Annotated in this window: 15 protein-coding genes; 10 read left to right on the forward strand and 5 right to left on the reverse strand. The window is 62.5% G+C overall.

Annotation, left to right across the window (positions count from 1 at the left end; all coding sequences use genetic code 11):
• Positions 1 to 109: 109 nt before the first annotated feature.
• Positions 110 to 523, reverse strand: coding sequence for an EVE domain-containing protein (locus MSKU9_RS07655; protein WP_141260688.1), 414 nt, complete (start codon positions 521 to 523; stop codon positions 110 to 112).
• A 10-nt stretch (positions 524 to 533) separates the two neighbouring features.
• Positions 534 to 827, reverse strand: coding sequence for a YciI family protein (locus tag MSKU9_RS07660; protein WP_010506782.1), 294 nt, complete (start codon positions 825 to 827; stop codon positions 534 to 536).
• A 176-nt stretch (positions 828 to 1,003) separates the two neighbouring features.
• On the opposite strand from MSKU9_RS07660, the gene MSKU9_RS07665 reads away from it, so the two are divergent.
• The 8 genes from MSKU9_RS07665 to MSKU9_RS07700 all read left to right on the forward strand — a co-directional run bounded on the left by MSKU9_RS07665 (position 1,004) and on the right by MSKU9_RS07700 (position 6,491).
• A complete protein-coding gene (locus MSKU9_RS07665; RefSeq protein ID WP_141260689.1) occupies positions 1,004 to 1,807 on the forward strand; it encodes a heme ABC transporter permease in 804 nt (267 codons plus the stop codon).
• On the forward strand, positions 1,804 to 1,950 hold the full coding sequence (gene ccmD / locus MSKU9_RS07670; RefSeq protein WP_141260690.1) for a heme exporter protein CcmD: 147 nt from the start codon (positions 1,804 to 1,806) through the stop codon (positions 1,948 to 1,950). The genes MSKU9_RS07665 and ccmD overlap by 4 nt, the downstream gene beginning before the upstream one ends.
• The gene (gene ccmE, locus MSKU9_RS07675) at positions 1,947 to 2,477 is read left to right on the forward strand and encodes a cytochrome c maturation protein CcmE (protein ID WP_141260691.1); all 531 of its coding nucleotides are present in this window, start codon (positions 1,947 to 1,949) and stop codon (positions 2,475 to 2,477) included. Before ccmD ends, ccmE begins: the two co-directional genes overlap by 4 nt.
• Positions 2,478 to 2,486: 9 nt before the next feature.
• On the forward strand, positions 2,487 to 4,466 hold the full coding sequence (locus MSKU9_RS07680; protein ID WP_141260692.1) for a heme lyase CcmF/NrfE family subunit: 1,980 nt from the start codon (positions 2,487 to 2,489) through the stop codon (positions 4,464 to 4,466).
• On the forward strand, positions 4,463 to 5,035 hold the full coding sequence (locus MSKU9_RS07685; protein ID WP_141260693.1) for a DsbE family thiol:disulfide interchange protein: 573 nt from the start codon (positions 4,463 to 4,465) through the stop codon (positions 5,033 to 5,035). The genes MSKU9_RS07680 and MSKU9_RS07685 overlap by 4 nt, the downstream gene beginning before the upstream one ends.
• Positions 5,032 to 5,511 carry a cytochrome c-type biogenesis protein gene (locus MSKU9_RS07690; protein WP_141260694.1) on the forward strand — a complete coding sequence of 160 codons (480 nt, stop codon included), beginning with the start codon at positions 5,032 to 5,034 and terminating at the stop codon, positions 5,509 to 5,511. Before MSKU9_RS07685 ends, MSKU9_RS07690 begins: the two co-directional genes overlap by 4 nt.
• 7 nt (positions 5,512 to 5,518) lie before the next feature.
• Complete coding sequence (gene ccmI, locus MSKU9_RS07695) at positions 5,519 to 6,241, forward strand: c-type cytochrome biogenesis protein CcmI (RefSeq protein ID WP_141260695.1); 723 nt, start codon at positions 5,519 to 5,521, stop codon at positions 6,239 to 6,241.
• Positions 6,242 to 6,311: 70 nt separating this feature from the next.
• A complete protein-coding gene (locus MSKU9_RS07700) occupies positions 6,312 to 6,491 on the forward strand; it encodes a DUF1674 domain-containing protein (protein WP_025439100.1) in 180 nt (59 codons plus the stop codon).
• Between the two features lie 137 nt (positions 6,492 to 6,628).
• Here the strand turns inward: MSKU9_RS07700 and MSKU9_RS07705 are convergent, their stop codons facing one another.
• The gene (locus MSKU9_RS07705) at positions 6,629 to 7,150 is read right to left on the reverse strand and encodes a hypothetical protein (RefSeq protein WP_141260696.1); all 522 of its coding nucleotides are present in this window, start codon (positions 7,148 to 7,150) and stop codon (positions 6,629 to 6,631) included.
• Positions 7,151 to 7,204: 54 nt separating this feature from the next.
• Entirely contained in the window at positions 7,205 to 8,377 is a 1,173-nt protein-coding gene (locus MSKU9_RS07710) for a serine hydrolase domain-containing protein (RefSeq protein WP_141260697.1), read from the reverse strand.
• 85 nt (positions 8,378 to 8,462) lie between these two features.
• On the opposite strand from MSKU9_RS07710, the gene MSKU9_RS07715 reads away from it, so the two are divergent.
• Positions 8,463 to 11,159, forward strand: coding sequence for a M16 family metallopeptidase (locus MSKU9_RS07715; protein WP_370685914.1), 2,697 nt, complete (start codon positions 8,463 to 8,465; stop codon positions 11,157 to 11,159).
• A 315-nt stretch (positions 11,160 to 11,474) separates the two neighbouring features.
• On the forward strand, positions 11,475 to 11,762 hold the full coding sequence (locus MSKU9_RS07720; RefSeq protein WP_141260698.1) for a hypothetical protein: 288 nt from the start codon (positions 11,475 to 11,477) through the stop codon (positions 11,760 to 11,762).
• 377 nt (positions 11,763 to 12,139) lie between these two features.
• Here MSKU9_RS07720 and MSKU9_RS07725 read toward each other — a convergent pair whose 3' ends face one another.
• On the reverse strand, positions 12,140 to 15,901 hold the full coding sequence (locus tag MSKU9_RS07725; protein WP_141260699.1) for a cellulose synthase subunit BcsC-related outer membrane protein: 3,762 nt from the start codon (positions 15,899 to 15,901) through the stop codon (positions 12,140 to 12,142).
• Positions 15,902 to 15,906: the final 5 nt, after the last annotated feature.

Below are 15,906 nucleotides of genomic sequence, written 5' to 3' on the forward strand. Positions count from 1 at the left end.
TGGGAAACCGCCCGCAATACCCATGCGGCAGTTCCCACCGTTTCAGCACCATGACGGCATTCTTGCAACGTGCGCCGCCATGCCTGCTGTCATGAAACGTGGCATGTCCCTAGCTGTTCCAGCCACCCATCCGGCACAGATGCCGCCAGTGCGTGTCCGAAACCGGCACGACGGACAGCCGCGACTGACGGATCAGCGCCAGATCCGCAAGGTCCGGATCGGCCTTTATCGCCGCCAGCGTGACCGGATGTGGCACCGGACCGACCGCACGCACGTCAACACAGACCCATTTGCCATCCGCCGCCGTGGGGTCGGGATAGGCTTCGCGCACGACTTCCACCACGCCCACGATCTCACGGCCCACGTTGGAGTGATAGAAAAAGGCCCGGTCGCCCACCTTCATCGCCGCGAGGTTTTTCTTCGCCTGGTGGTTGCGCACGCCGGTCCACGGTTCAATATCGTTCTCAACCTGCTCGGACCACGAGAAGGCATCGGGCTCGGACTTGATCAGCCAGTACGCCATGACCGTTTTTTTACTCCACCCGAAGCCCATCACGAAAAACTGAACGGAACGGACGGATCACCACGCTCTCGAACAGGTCGACCTTCGCATACGGGTCTTCCACCGCGAATCCTTCCGCCGCGGCGCGGTCGGCCACATCCACCACCAGCAGGCTGCCACAGGGGCGGTTTTCCGCGTCCAGCAGCGGACCGCCGTGGATGATGTGACGCTTCCAGCGTTCCAGATACGCAAGGTGGCGTTCACGCGTTGCCTTGCGGGTTTCAAGGCTGGCGGGCTTGTCGGTGCAAATGATCGCAAACAGCATGTTTTCTCCTCCTGTGACGCGACCGTACCATGATGGGACAGGACTGGCCGTGTCTTTTTTAACGCGATAGTGTAGAGCAGGAAAACGCCAGCCCCCACCCACACAAGGGTGATGGCACGAATTTCTTGACCGTTTTCATTGCAGGGACAGGTGCCCCGGGCACGGATGGATCAACCTTGAACGCAACGCAGAGCCTTACCGCACGAACCGGTAACCTTTTTCACCGTTACGCCAACCCCGGCCGTTTCCTGCGCATGGGGGCGAAGCTTCAGCCATGGCTGACATGGCCTGCCCTGGTGCTGTCCATTGCCGGAATCGTGTGGGGACTGTTCTTCTCCCCCGCCGACTGGCAGCAGGGCGACAGCGTGCGCATCATGTACGTGCATGTGCCGACTGCATGGCTTGCATCATCAGGTTACATGGGCCTGGCAGTCTGTTCACTGCTGTCACTGGTCTGGCGGCATCCGCTGGCGGACCTTGCGGCGGTGGAGATCGGTCCGGTGGGCGCATCCATCACCGCTGTCTGCCTTGCCACCGGGTCGCTGTGGGGCAAGCCGATGTGGGGCACGTGGTGGGTGTGGGACGCGCGCCTGACATCCGTGCTGGTGCTGTTTTTCCTGTATCTGGGGCATATCGCGCTGATCCGCGCGTTTGACGAACCGCAGCGGGGCTACCGCGCCGCCGCCATACTGGGTCTGGCGGGTGCCGTTGACCTGCCGATCATCAAGTTCAGCGTACAGTGGTGGAACACCCTGCACCAGCCCGACAGCATCACGGTTACGGGGGCGCCGACCATGTCCACCTCCATGCTATGGCCGCTGGGGCTGACCACGCTGGGATTCACGCTGGGGTTTGGCGCGATCGTGCTGGCCCGCCTGCGCGCATCGGTCATGGAAAGCCGCATCCGTACGATCCTGGCCGCCAACCGTGGCCGCCAGTCCGCCAATCCCGCCCCCAAGCCTGACAGTGCCGCCGTATGACCCACCTGCCCTATATCCTGGCCGCCTATGGCCTGACGCTTGGCGTTGCGGCGGTCCTGTCCGTCAACGCCGCCATCCGTCTGCGCACCGCGCGCAGACGCCTGGCCGCTATTGAACAGCCCCGGACACGCCAGCCGTCATGACCCGTAAAAGCCGACGCCTGTGGCTTGTGGTGGCGTGCATGATCGGACTTGGTTCCGCCGCCGCACTGACGCTGAACGCCTTTTCATCCAATATCGTCTTCTTCATGGCGCCGTCACAGGTCCATGCCAAGCCGCCCCCGGCCGACCGTACCATCCGCCTTGGCGGCATGGTCGTGGCGGGCAGCGTGCGCCGCGAAAAGGTGAAGGATTCACCCGTCAACCTGTTTGACGTAACTGACGGGCAGGCCGCCGTGACCGTGCGGTACGAAGGCATCCTGCCCGACCTGTTCCGCGAGGGGCAGAGCGTGGTGGCCGTGGGTACCGTCAATCCCGATGGCACCTTCCGCGCCAGCGAAGTGCTGGCCAAGCATGACGAGACCTACATGCCCAAGGAAGTGGCGGAAGAACTGCGCCGCAGCGGCAAGTGGGATCCCCGTTTCGGCAAGGCCCCGGACGCGGCCAGCTGGAACACCATGACGGCTGCCGAGACGAAAAAACCGGCCACCCAGACCCCTGACGGAAACTGACATCCGATAATGAACCCGGAACTTGGAAATTTTGCGCTGGCGCTGGCATGCTGCATGGCCGCCGGACAGGCCATCCTGCCCCTGATCGGGGCCAACCGGCGCGATGCACGCCTGATGGCGCTGGCCCCGGCGCTGGCGGTGGGGCAGATGATCGCGCTGATCACCTCCTTTGCGTGCCTGATCCACGCCGCCATCACCAATGACTTTTCCGTGCAGAACGTGGCCGCCAACAGCGCGGTCAGCAAGCCGCTGCTGTACAAGATCACCGGCGTATGGGGTAACCACGAAGGGTCGGTCCTGCTGTGGGCGATGATCCTGTCCATATGCGGTGGCGCGGTGGCGCTGTTTGGCCGCAACCTGCCATCCGCGCTGCAGGCGCGTGTAATCGCGGTGCTGGGGGGCGTTGCGGCAGGGTTCGAACTGTTCTGCCTGACCACGTCCAACCCGTTCGCCCGCGTGTGGCCAGCCCCGCTGGATGGACAGGGCATGAACCCGCTGCTGCAGGATCCCGGCCTAGCGTTCCATCCGCCCATTCTCTACACCGGTTATGTCGGTTTTGCCGTCCCCTTCGCCTTCGCCATCGCCGCCCTGATCGAGGGGCGCGTGGATGCGGCATGGGGCCGCTGGGTACGCCCGTGGGCGGTGGCGGCGTGGTGCTTCCTGACCTGTGGCATCGCCATGGGGTCATGGTGGTCGTACTACGTGCTGGGCTGGGGTGGTTACTGGTTCTGGGATCCGGTGGAAAACGCCTCCCTTATCCCGTGGCTGACGGGCACGGCGCTGGTGCATTCGGCCATTGTGGTGGAAAAGCGCGAGGCGCTGAAGATCTGGACCGTGCTGCTGGCGATCGGCACGTTTTCCTTCTCGCTGTCCGGCACGTTCCTTGTGCGTTCAGGCATCCTCAATTCGGTGCATGCCTTCGCCAATGATCCTGCACGCGGTGTGTTCATCCTTGGGCTGCTCGCACTCGTCATTGGCGGGTCACTGCTGCTGTTCGCCATCCGCGCCCCGCAACTGACCACAGGCGGACTGTTTTCGCCCGTATCGCGTGAGGGACTGCTGGTCCTGAACAACATCCTGCTGTGTTCGATCTGTGCCGTAGTGCTGACGGGCACGATGTACCCACCGTTCATGTCACTTCTGTTCGGCAAGACGATTTCGGTCGGCAAGCCGTTCTTTGACGCGACCACCATCCCGCTGGCCATACCGCTTATGGTGTTCATGGGCTTTGGCCCGATGGTACCGTGGAAACGGGCACAGATGTGGCCGGTGCTGCGCCGTCTGTGGTGGGCGGCCTGTGTGGCGCTGGTGGCGCTGGTGTTGGCTACCTTCCGGATGCGTGACATCCTGCCGGTGCTGGCGACAGCGACCGCCGTGTGGGTGATCTGTTCCAGCATTGCCGATATTACCGAACGCCTGCGCCTGTTCCGCCAGCCACTGGCGCAAAGCTGGCAGCGCGCACGCAGCCTGCCGCGCGCCGTGTTTGGCGCAGCCCTGGCCCATGCCGGTGTCGGGATTGTGGTTCTGGGCATTGCCGGCATGTCACAGGCGGCCCACCGCATTGTGGAAGTGCATGTGGGCGAGAGCGAGATGCTGGCCGGTGACACCTGGACCCTGACCGACGTACACCCGGCAGAAGGCCCGAACTACAGCGCGCTGGTCGCCACCATCGAGGTCCGCCACAATGGCAGACTGATCACGACGCTGCATCCTTCCAAACGCACATTCGCAAGCCAGCACCAGACCACGACCGAAGTCGCGATCCATACCAACCTTATGGCCGATATCTATGGCGTGCTGGGCGACAGGCATGGGGATGACGCCAACCCGACCTATGTGCTGCGCCTGCATTACAACCCGCTGGCACCATGGATGTGGCTGGGTGGGCTGATCATGGCCTTTGGCGGCGCGCTGTCGCTGTCTGACCGGCGCGTGCGTGTCGGTGCGCCGCGCCGGGCGAAAGCTGTTGATGTGATGGTGATCCAATGAACGGCCAGCCTTCTTCCCCCACCCGTCGCCGCCTGCTGATGGCGGCCCCGCTGGTTGTGGCTGGTGGGGTCGGCGTGGGGTTCTGGCGCATGCTGTCGGGCATGACAAAGGGGTCGTTCGACCCGCATGACATCCATGCCCCGGCGCTGAACCGTCCCGTACCGGATTTCGCCCTGCCGGATCAGGCACCGGGACAGGGCTTTTCCGCGCAGGACCTGCGTGCGCTGAAATCCCCGGTGCTGGTGAACTATTTCGCGTCGTGGTGCATCCCATGTGTTGCCGAAATGCCGGTGCTGAACGCACTGAAGGAACGCCTGCCGATCTGGGGCATTGCGTATAAGGACAAGCCCGAACACGCGCTGGGCTTCGTGCAGCGCGCGGGCAACCCCTATGCCCGCATCGCCGCCGACCGTGACGGTCTGGCCGCGATCGACTGGGGTGTGTCCGGCGTGCCGGAAACTTTCCTGATCGGCCCCGGCGGCGTGATCCGCTGGCATACGGCCTCGCCCATTACCGAAACCATGATCACCAATACGATCATGCCGCTGGCGGACAGCCTGAAGTCATGAAGACACATTCCCCGCGCCGTTATGGCGTGATTGCCCTGCTGGTCTGTCTGCTGTTTGCCCCACTGGTGGCAATGGCGGTGGATGACCCGTCCGAAATGCTGCCCGACCCGGCGCAGGAACAGCGTGCCGAGGCCATCGGGTCCCAGTTGCGCTGCCTTGTGTGTCAGAACGAGTCGATCGAGGACAGCAGCGCCGATCTGGCCCGTGACCTGCGTCATGTGGTGCGCGAACACGTAGCCAGGGGGGAAAGCAACCGGCAGATCATGGACTGGATGGTCAACCGCTACGGTAACTTCATTCGCCTCAAGCCGCCCCTGACCATCGGCACGCTGCTGCTGTGGGTCATGCCGCTGCTGGCGCTGTGCATTGGCATAGGCGTGGCGTGGTGGACATTCCGCAGGCCCCGCACGGTAACGCCCACGCCCCTGACGGACGAAGAACGCCGCCGTCTGTCCGACCTGACCGAAACACGCTGAGAGTCTTATGATCTGGATTGGTATCTGCCTGCTTGGCGTGATCGCACTGTTGCCCGCGCTAATCTCGTTCCGTCGCACGACCCTGCTACGTGATGAACGCGAGACAGCCCTTGTCCTGCATCAGGCGCAGCTTGCGGAACTGGAACGCGATCTGGTCGAAGGCATGATCGCGCCGTCCGAACATGACAGCGCACGGCTGGAAATCCAGCGCCGGCTGCTGGGCACAGACATGCTGCCCACCTTCGTCGCGGGCAAGGGCAGCTCAACCGGGGCCATTACCGCAGCCCTGATCGCGCTGCCGGTTGCAGCCATCGGGCTGTATCTTACGGTCGGGCATCCTTCGCTTCCGGCCCAGCCGCTGGCCCCGCGCCTTGTGGCACTGCAGCGCGAGGACCATCGCAATGACGCGATCATCGACCGCCTGCGCGACCAGTTGAAACAGATCCCGGCGGGTGATCCCAGCCTGTTTCAGGGTTATGTGCTGCTGGGTCAGGCCGAAGCCGGGCGCGACCATTACGCTGCCGCCGCCCAGGCATGGCGTAGCGCCATAGAACAGCGCTTCGACCCGGAAGTCGCCGCCCGCGCGGCAGAAGCACAGATGATGGCCGATGGCGGCCACATCTCCCCCGAAACGGCGGATCTGTACCGTCGCGCGCTGGACGCAGCTCCCGCGAATGCGCCATGGCGGATGACTGTGCAGCAACGCATCGCGCAGTCCGAACATCAATAACGCGCTACCCCGGCGTCCATGCGGACGTTTTGGCTTGCCTGTTTCGGGCCGTTGGGCAGAGACTGTCATTATGAGCAAGGACAAGACCCCCTCCCCCGCCCCTGCCGCCGATACGGCGCAGGACGAAGCGGCCAAGGAAGCCGCGCTTCTGAAACAGCCTGCCGAGGCGGATGAAGTCGGTGGCCCGAAGGGGCCGGAGCCAACCCGTTACGGTGACTGGACGGTCAAGGGACGGTGCGTGGATTTCTGAAAAGCACGCCCGCGCAATCCGCTGACAAAAATCAGAAATTTTTTGGGTACCGCCTTTTTCCAATTTTCAAAAAGACGGCGTTCTTCAAACGCTTTTTGAAAGAAGCTTCACCAGAAACGTCTTAACGTCCCTGACGGTCAGCCTATTTCATTCGGTAGCGGCCCGCGCCCGAAGGACGCCTGCCGTGCGCGGTGTCCCGGCGGCGGCACATTGCATGAAATCAGGTAGATCCCGGCAACAAATACAAGCTGCGACAGGGAATTGAACCACAGGGCAAGTTCATACGCCCGGTCCGCCGTAACCGCCTGATAGAAGGCATAGGCCGCAAACGGGATGGAAATGGGCCGCATGCCCGCCAGCATGACGCGCAACGGGTTCTGGTAACCCGGTTTCACCAGCCTGCGCATGCGATGGATGCCGATATAGAAGACCACCTCGAAAAACCAGCCGAGCACGTTGGCGATCAGGTTATCCAGCGTCATGCCCTCCAGCACCAGCAGGGCGGAAATGGACGCAGCCGACAGCACAATGGACCCGACCTGAAAGCTCATGCCCATTTCCATGGCTGTCAGGCGTTCGGGCAGGGCGTCGGCAAAAGGCTGGAAAACCCGGTCCAGCAGCCAGGCATCAAACTGGTTGACGCGTTCACCAAATGACATGACAGTTCCCAGTATCCTCATATCCGTCGTAGCACTGGCGCATCCACAGGCCCCTCATGCGCCACAGGCGGCGGCGACCACCGCATCGGGATATGCCCCCGCCATGCCCGCCAGCGCGGTGTTGCTGAGCATGACGATGCTCATACCCCGCGCACGGTCCACCGCCCATTGATGCCCGTACACGCCACCCCATGTAAAACTGCCGGGGCTTAGTGGTGTCCGTGCAAGCGACGGGTCCGCTATGACCGCAGCCCCATAACCGAAGCGCCGACCACGCGCCAGTGGTCCCATATCAATATCGCCAATGGCGTTCTGTCCAAACAGCATGGCGGATGCGGGCGACAGCATGCCTTCGCCACCAATGCGCACGGCTTCAAGAAACGCCAGGAACTCCGCTGCCGTCCCTACCATGCCAGCCCCACCGGATGGATAGGATTCCGGATTGCGGATGCGATCGGGCGCAAAGCGGATTTCCCCCATTCCACCACCGGGCAGCAGGCGTGGCAGGACATATTCCGCCCCCATCCGGATGGGTACGGGCCGGCCATCGGCATAACAGGCGGCGGGGGATTGTAACGGGGTCAGCATGAAACCACTGTCCCGCCAGCCCAGCGGCGCGCCAATATAATGCCGCACCGCAGCAGGCAGCGACAGGCCGGATGCCTTTTCGATCACACCGCCCATTACATCCAGCCCCAGCGAATAGGCCCATCCCTGCCCCGGCGCGAAGATCAGCCGGGTTGACGCCAGCCGGGACAGGTTATCCGCCAGCGACAGCCCCGGTTCCGCAATGCCATCGGATACGCCCGCGCGGGTGTAGGGATTGTCGTCACGCGGGAAGGCGAATCCGTAGGTCAGGCCACTGGTATGGGTCAGCAGCTGGTGCAGCGTGATCTCGCACGGGGTCCCATCCGGCAGCGCAGGACAGAAATGCGGCAGGTAACGGGTCACGGCGGCATGCAGGTCCAGCAGACCTTCCTCCACCATGGCCAATACGACGGCGGTCACCACCGGCTTGGTCAGGGAGGCAAGGCGGAACAGGGTATCGGCCTGCATGGGAAGACCGCCTTCCCGATCGGCCTGCCCCGCGGCTTCCACCACGACAACCTCCCCGTCCACCGCGACCATGACCACGGCGCCAACCAGCCGGGACGTCTCCACGGCCGTATCCATGACCTGACGGATGCGTTCACGCATGCTGGCCTTCTCCACCGGGACACGGGACATGGTTCGATCCTTTATAACAGGCCGTTATGGCAGGCCGGGGTCGCATGAACTGGCCGCAATGGCCAAAGCAGCGTAATCTGGGGGTATGATAGCACGCCTGTTTTCCAAAACATTATGCCTCTCCCTCCTGTTATGTGGCAGTTGCCTGGTACCGCCCGTGGCCCGCGCCGCCACACCGGTCGCAACCGTTGCCCAGCCTGAAGCGCCGCTGCAGGCCACGCTGCCCAACGGGTTGCGCGTGGTGATCGTACCCGACCGGCTGGCGCCGGTTGTCAGCACCGAAATCAACTATATGGTCGGGTCATCTGCGGCACCTGCGGGTTTTCCCGGAACGGCCCATGCATTGGAACACATGATGTTCCGTGGCAGCAAGGGGCTGGACCGTGACCAGATGGCCGCCATCGGTGCGCGGCTGGGAGGGGATTACAATGCGGACACGACGGAAAACGTAACGCAGTTCTTCTATACCGCGCCCGCGGATAACCTTGACGTTCTGTTACGTATCGAAGCCATGCGCATGAATGGCCTGACACTTGCGGCCGAGGACTGGATGCATGAACGCGGCGCGATCGAGCAGGAAGTCTCACGCGATCTGTCCAGTCCCGGTTATGTCTATCTGGCCCGGCTGCAATCGATCCTGTTTGCCGGCACGCCCTATGAACATGACGCACTGGGCAGCCGCCCGTCCTTTGACAGAACGGATACAGCCCTGCTGCGGCGGTTCTACCGGCAGTGGTATGCGCCCAACAACGCCATCCTGGTCATAACGGGGGATGTGGACGCCGCCCGCACACTGGCGATGGTGCGCGAAACCTTTGGCCCGATCCCGGCACGCAGACTGCCCGCCCGCCCGCAGATCCACCCCGGTCCCGTGCATGCCCAGACCCTGCAGTTCCCGACCGATTACCCGGTGGGTCTTGTTGCCATCGCCAGCCGGATGCCGGGGCAGAACAGCCATGACTATGCCACCGCGCGGATCCTGTCCGATGTGCTGAGCAGCCAGCGTGGCGCGTTATATGACCTTGTGCCGCAGGGACGCGCGTTGCTGTCCAGCTTCGATTTCGTGACCAAGGCGGACGCCGGAATCGGCATTGCCATCGCGGCGTTCCCCAAGGGCAGTAACCCTGCCCCGCTTCAGGCGCGCATGCAGGACATCCTGCGCAGCCTGCGTGAAAACGGCGTACCATCCGATCTGGTCGATGCAGCCAAACGCAAGGAACTGGCGCAGCTTGGCTTTGCCGCCAACAGCATTTCCGGGCTTGCGGAAAGCTGGTCGGAAGCACAGGCCGTCATGGGCCTGCAATCCCCGGATGATGAAGCCGCCGCCTTTGCCGCTGTCACACCGGAAGATGTCAACCGTCTGGCCCGCGCGGTGCTGGATCCGCAGCAGTCCATTACCGCCATCCTGACCCCGCGTGATGGTGGGCATCCGGTTGCGGACAAGGGATTTGGCGGCGCAGAGTCCTTCGCCAGCACACCCGACCATCCCGTGCCCCTGCCCCGCTGGGCCAATGACAGCCTGCGGGCACTGCGACCGCCAGAAGCCTCGGTCCAGCCGGCGCAGTACACCCTGCCCAATGGCCTGCACCTGATAGTACGCCCTGCTTCCGTCAGCCATACCATCAACCTGTATGGCACCATCCGCCAGAACGAGGACATGCAGGAACCACCGGGGCAGGAAGGCATTGCCGATATTACGAATGAACTGTTCAGCTATGGCAGCACGACGCATGACCGGGTCGGGCTGCAGAAAGCATTTGATGATATTGCCGCCAGCGAAAATGCCGGTACCGATTTCAGCCTGAATGTACTGACGCCCGACTTTAACCGGGGTCTGGAACTGCTGGCAGAAAATGAACTGCACCCTGCCCTGCCCGAACAGGCGTTCAGGGTGGTGCGCGCCAATACGGCGGCGTCCCTGTCCGGCCTGCTGCATTCGCCCGAGTACCTGTTCCAGCGCGCGATGCAGGGCGCGGTATCACCAGCGGGCGACCCGTCCCTGCGACAGGCGCGGCCGGATGAGGTGATGAAACTGACACTGGCCGATTGCCGTGCGTTCTGGAAATCGGCCTACAGGCCGGACCTGACCACCATTGTCATCACCGGTGATATTACCCCCGCCGCCGCCTACCGCGCGATATCGCACACGTTTGGCGCATGGCGTGCCAGCGGACCGACACCCGTGATTGACCTGCCCCCGCGTCCCGACAGTCATACCAGCGTGATAAAGGTGCCCGACCCGTCCAGCACCCAGGCTACGGTCTCCCTGCCCGAAAGCCTGTCGCTGAATGTCGCCAACCCGGAACACTTTGCGCTCAACCTTGGTAATGAAATCCTTGGATCGGGTTTTTCATCGCGCCTGTACCGCGACCTGCGGGTACGCAGTGGTTATGTCTATACCGTGCGCAGTCACCTGACATGGAAACGCCACCGCAGCGCCTACAGCATTTCCTTTGGCGCGGACCCCGACCAGGTTGCGGCGGCGCGCGATGCGGCCATCCATGACATCATGGCAATGCAGATGCAGCCAGTCAGCGAAGACGAACTGACCATGGCCCGCGCGGGCATGCTGCGTAGCCTGGCCCTGCAATCCGCCAGTCTGGACACCATTGCGGCGGGCTACCTGCATTTCAGTGACCTGGGCCTGCCACTGAACCAGAATGATATCGCGGCCCGGGCCTATTACACACTGGATGCCATGGCCATACGTGATGCATTCCGTAAATGGATCCGCCCGGCCGACCTTGCGGAAATCATCAAGGGACCACCTGCAGCACCATAAGGGCAGACAGGGCAGGACCACGCCTGCCCTGTCTATCCGGCGTTCTGCACGGCCCGATATCAACGGCATATGATCCCTGTCAGGTAACAGGGATGGGTGGCATAGATGCACCACATGGCCCCGACAAACAGAACCTTACAAGTCCTGTTCCTTTCATTACCAGAATAATACATTCATTAAAAATACAACAATTGTAAATTTATGGTAAAAAACAAACCATATTGAAAAATACGCAATACAGATAATCGTTATCCATATTTACTATTCTTCGGTGGACAGGCAGGATCAAGGGAATGATCTGGAGACGCGCAACCCATGGAAATATCTGCCGTGGAAAATGAAATTGTGGGCAAGTGGCTTGCGAGTGCGCACAGATTCTACATCTCCTATATTGCGATCAAGGATGGATGGTACATTTTCCGGGTCACCGCCCGGCACCTTCTCAACCAGTTGGGTATGAAAGCAACCCGGCAGGCCCAGATGGCCTGCGGGGATTTTTACGTCCAGGACATTGAAATACAGAAAATGACGAACCGTTCGTTTATTCGTCATATCAAACATCTGTCGGACAAGGCGGCCTATCAGGAAGAAGGTATCCGCTAAACGACCATCTGGATATGACGTATCAATAAACAGGAAGCTGGCAGGATGAATTCCTGCTGCCCGCCATCGAAGATAACTTCTCGAATACTGTCGGCTTCAGGTTTTGCGTCATTCATATTTACGGCAGCCACCTGCGTTATGAAGAGCATCAATCAGAAGAAGATATTCAGCCATTAGCTGCTGCCTGTAATCAGGCAGTCCATGGAAGTGACCGTATTTCAAGCCAGATCGTCCCTCTGGCAGATACCGAACTGCATGATTATGTTCTGCTTTACACATCAGCCCATGGGGAAATCGTCGGGCAGGGTCATGGTCTGCAGTATCAGGAGATATGACCCTTCCCGCATGCCCGCGACGGATCGACGCAGTCAATGTCCTTACTGCGCCGGGGCGTAATGGATCATGAACATGCCATGCGCCTCATCCCAGCTACCGGATCGGGAATAGCCGCCCTCCAGCCCCATCCGTAACGTGGGCGTCATCTGATAGATCATGCGGGCCATGACATTGCCCGCCAGACCGCCAGTACTCTGCCCGGCATAGGACTGGCGGTCATAGGTACCCCCGCCGCCCAGCGGAAACATGCCCGTCGCATTCTGGGTATAATGCTGGTAGCCCGCTTCCCCCTTGAACAGCCATGTCCAGCGGCCCGCATGACCATCATACGTGACAGGCACAAGGGCAGCCATGAAAGCATGCGGGGAGAAGTAGCCCCCCTGTCCCCATGTAAAGAAATAGGTATTCCGCTTGTAACCGAAATAGACCAGGTCGAGGCCAATCCGCAGATGCTGGGTTTCGCGCCCATGCCACACCTGCGCCGAGCCACCGGCCCCGGCCTCGGATTCGTGGTTGGCAACCGTGTTCACGCCTTTCATCACCGCATAACCACCACCGGCATAGGCGTTATACTTCGCGGTTCCCCATTCAAGCTGGCCATGCCCACGGTTACGGGTCACCCCACCCCATACACGCCCCGTGCCGGGATCGCGCGCACCGGCAAATGACAGCAGGCTGTCATTCACTACCCGACGCTCCCCCGTCAGGCGCAGGCTGATCGTGTTGGTCAGCCTCGGGGTCAGTTCAACACCCCCCAACACCGTTGACGTGACGAACCCGAGCGGGGTCGAACCGACATCAGCCGCGATCCAGTCCCGCCGGTAATGCACCCCCAGCGCCACACCGCCCACGGCACCCGGTACATGGAAACCCGGGCGCACGCCATTGCCTGCCACCGTACCATACTGTCGCGCGGTCTGACCCTGCGCCAGCGGATTGCCCGACATCAGCACGCTTGGCATGATGGAAAAGGAAACGGACTGCCGGGTGGAATACAGCGGTATTGTCGCTGTCATTGGAATATTGATGGCCGTCAGGTGACCAAGCCCGCTCTGCCCGGAACGGTCGCGGATTTCAATATTGCCATCCGCCTGTGGCACCAGCGCGCGTGACAGGTAATTCCGCTGCGCATTCAGGCTTTCGACCGGAGTCAGGCGGGGATTGTAGCTGTAGGTTTCCGGCATGGGCGCACCCGCGCCGAAAACAAAGCTGGTGTTGATATCCGGCCTTTCATCATCTGCGCGCAGACGTTGCGGTGCGCAGCCCGGATCGGGCTGGGGTGCTGGTTCATACGTGCCCTCCGGCGGCGTGCAATCCAGCCTGCGGGCCTGAATCAGGTCATGCAGACGGGCACGGTCATGCCCGACCCGGCCATCCAGTTCCGCACGGATTTCCCATGTGTCGCCCCATTGCGGATGCCGCGCCATGAGCGTGTCAGCCATATCACGCGCGGCACGTTCATGCCCCATGGCCAGACCGTGCCGGGCCATGGCGGCCTGCGCCAGTTCGTCATCGGGCTGCAGATGCAGGGCCTTCGTATCAAATCCGATTGCACCCGACAGGTCATGGCTGCTGGCTGCAATACGCCCCCGGGCCAGCAGCAGTGCTACGGAATCCGGATCCTGCGCCAGTAATGGATCGACAAGCTGCCGCGCACGGTCAGGATGCCCATCCAGATCGTCACGATCCGCCTGCGCGATAATGAGGCTTTCTTCCATCCGCTGGCGTGCCGCACGTTGCTGGGGGGCAAGCAGGGACGCATGCCCATCCAGCCAGTCAATCATGCGCTGCGCCCCGGCGATATCCCCCAGTTGCATGAACAGTCCTGCGTAAGCCAGCGCCTGATCGGCCGCCATGGTGCTGGCGGCTGCGGCCTGCCCAAGCACCTGTGCCATCACTGCGGCCGGGGCGTGACGACGCACCATGGCAGTCATGACCATCTCCCCACGCGCCCCATCCGGGTCCGGCGTAATGGGCAGGTTACGCAGCACGCCTACGGCCTGCGCATCATCGGCGGGCAGGGCCTCGATACGCTGCCACAGGGCCACAAGGGCCGCCCCACGCGCCATGTCCGGTGTCAGCGCCCCATGTGGCAGGGCCGCCAGCAGGTCCGCGGCATGGGGCATGTCGTGTTCCTGCAGCGCGAACAGGAAACAGGCCTGCAGGGCATCGGTACGCCCATGGGCCGCATTGCAGAACGTGGCCATGATGGTGCGGGCACGCTCCGGCTGCCCCAGCGCGATCAGGGCCTGCGCAAGATGCAGGTGATCCCAGCCGTTATCAGGTAGCTGCCGCAGGGCCTGTTCCAGCAGGGTGGCGCGCAGGCGGGGATCGGATGTCGCCAGTGCACGGGCCTGCAGCAACTGCGCGTCCAGCGCGGGCAGGCCGGGATAATGCGCCGCACGCAGCCGCGCGATCCATTGCGTCGCCTCATCCAGCCTGCCAGCCCGGAGCGCGATACGCGCCAGACCAGCTTCGGCCACTACATTGCCCGGCGCAAGGCGCAGCAGGTCGTGCCATGCCACTGCCGCCCGGGCATAATCATGCCGCGCTTCCAGCATGATGGCACGTGCCTGCGCTGTATCGGCAATCATGCCATGCCGGCTTTCAATCCGGGACAGCAGCGACCATGCCTGTTCATAATCATGGTGGGACACAAGGGCCCACATCCGCGCCACCAGCGGATCAGCCCCCGGCGCATCAAGCCCCGCGAGCGCCTTGCGCAGGTCCGCATTATCCGGTGCAAGCGCGCTGGCCTGTGTCAGCAGGGTGCGGGCCGTGTCCATGTCGCCACGACGCTGGGCGACAAGGCCCAGCCCCTCGATAGCAGCCGCATTGGGGGACTGGCCCGCCATGGCGTGGTTGAAATCACTTTCCGCCTGATCGAGATCATTGCTGGCAAGAGCTGCAAAACCGGCCTGCACAAGCTGCATATGGCTGGCCTGATCCAGCCTCTGCCGGATTTCCGTATCATCGGGGCGAAACCGCAGCCATGCCTGATAATAGGGTACCGCCTGCGGGTCCGTGCCCATCCAGCCCAGCGTACCACGCCACATCCGGATGGCTTCGTCCCGGATCACGGATGGCGTATCGGACGCGTCGACCAGTTTCCGGATACGGTCCAGCGCCTGGCTGCGGGTGGCAGGCTGGTAGCTCATCGCCTTATCAAGCGCGAGCTGCGCCTCAAGATCATGCGGCAGGATGTCCAGCAATGCCTGCAGGCGTTGTTGCGCCCCGTCATAACCAGACGGCGTGCCCGCCTGCACACTGTCATATTCCACCTCCAGCGCGGGGGGCAGGATGGGCTGGGGAAACAGGGCGCGATACCCCGCCATGGCCTGCGTGACATTGCCATGATCGGCCAGTGTCCGCACGCGGCCCAGTGCTGCCTTGTCCACAGGGGGCTGGGTCAGCCACTGCTGCAGGGCCGCAAGCTGCCGGGGCGGACCATGTACTGCTTCAAGACGGCGCAGCGTGGCGCGGGCAGCCGTACTGTCGCCCTGATGCACCTGCACCGCGCCCAGCATCAGCTGGGCCTCGACATTGTCCGGCTGGATCTGCAGGGCGCGTTCGATGGCATGAAGGGCATGCGTATCCTCATTCTGGTGAATCCAGAAATACGCTTCCTCCATCTGCTGGTTGACGATTCCTTCGGCATAGCCGACGGTGGATTGCGCATGCACGCCCGTCCACGGCCCGAACAGGCCAAGCGTTCCCGCAACCGCCACGCGACGGCACACCGCCCCGAGCATGGTGCCGACCGACAGGCTTTTACGATACGGTACAGAAGGCGCAGCGTACATGGGAT

This window comes from Komagataeibacter diospyri (assembly GCF_006538165.1).
GTDB classification, from domain to species: domain Bacteria; phylum Pseudomonadota; class Alphaproteobacteria; order Acetobacterales; family Acetobacteraceae; genus Komagataeibacter; species Komagataeibacter diospyri.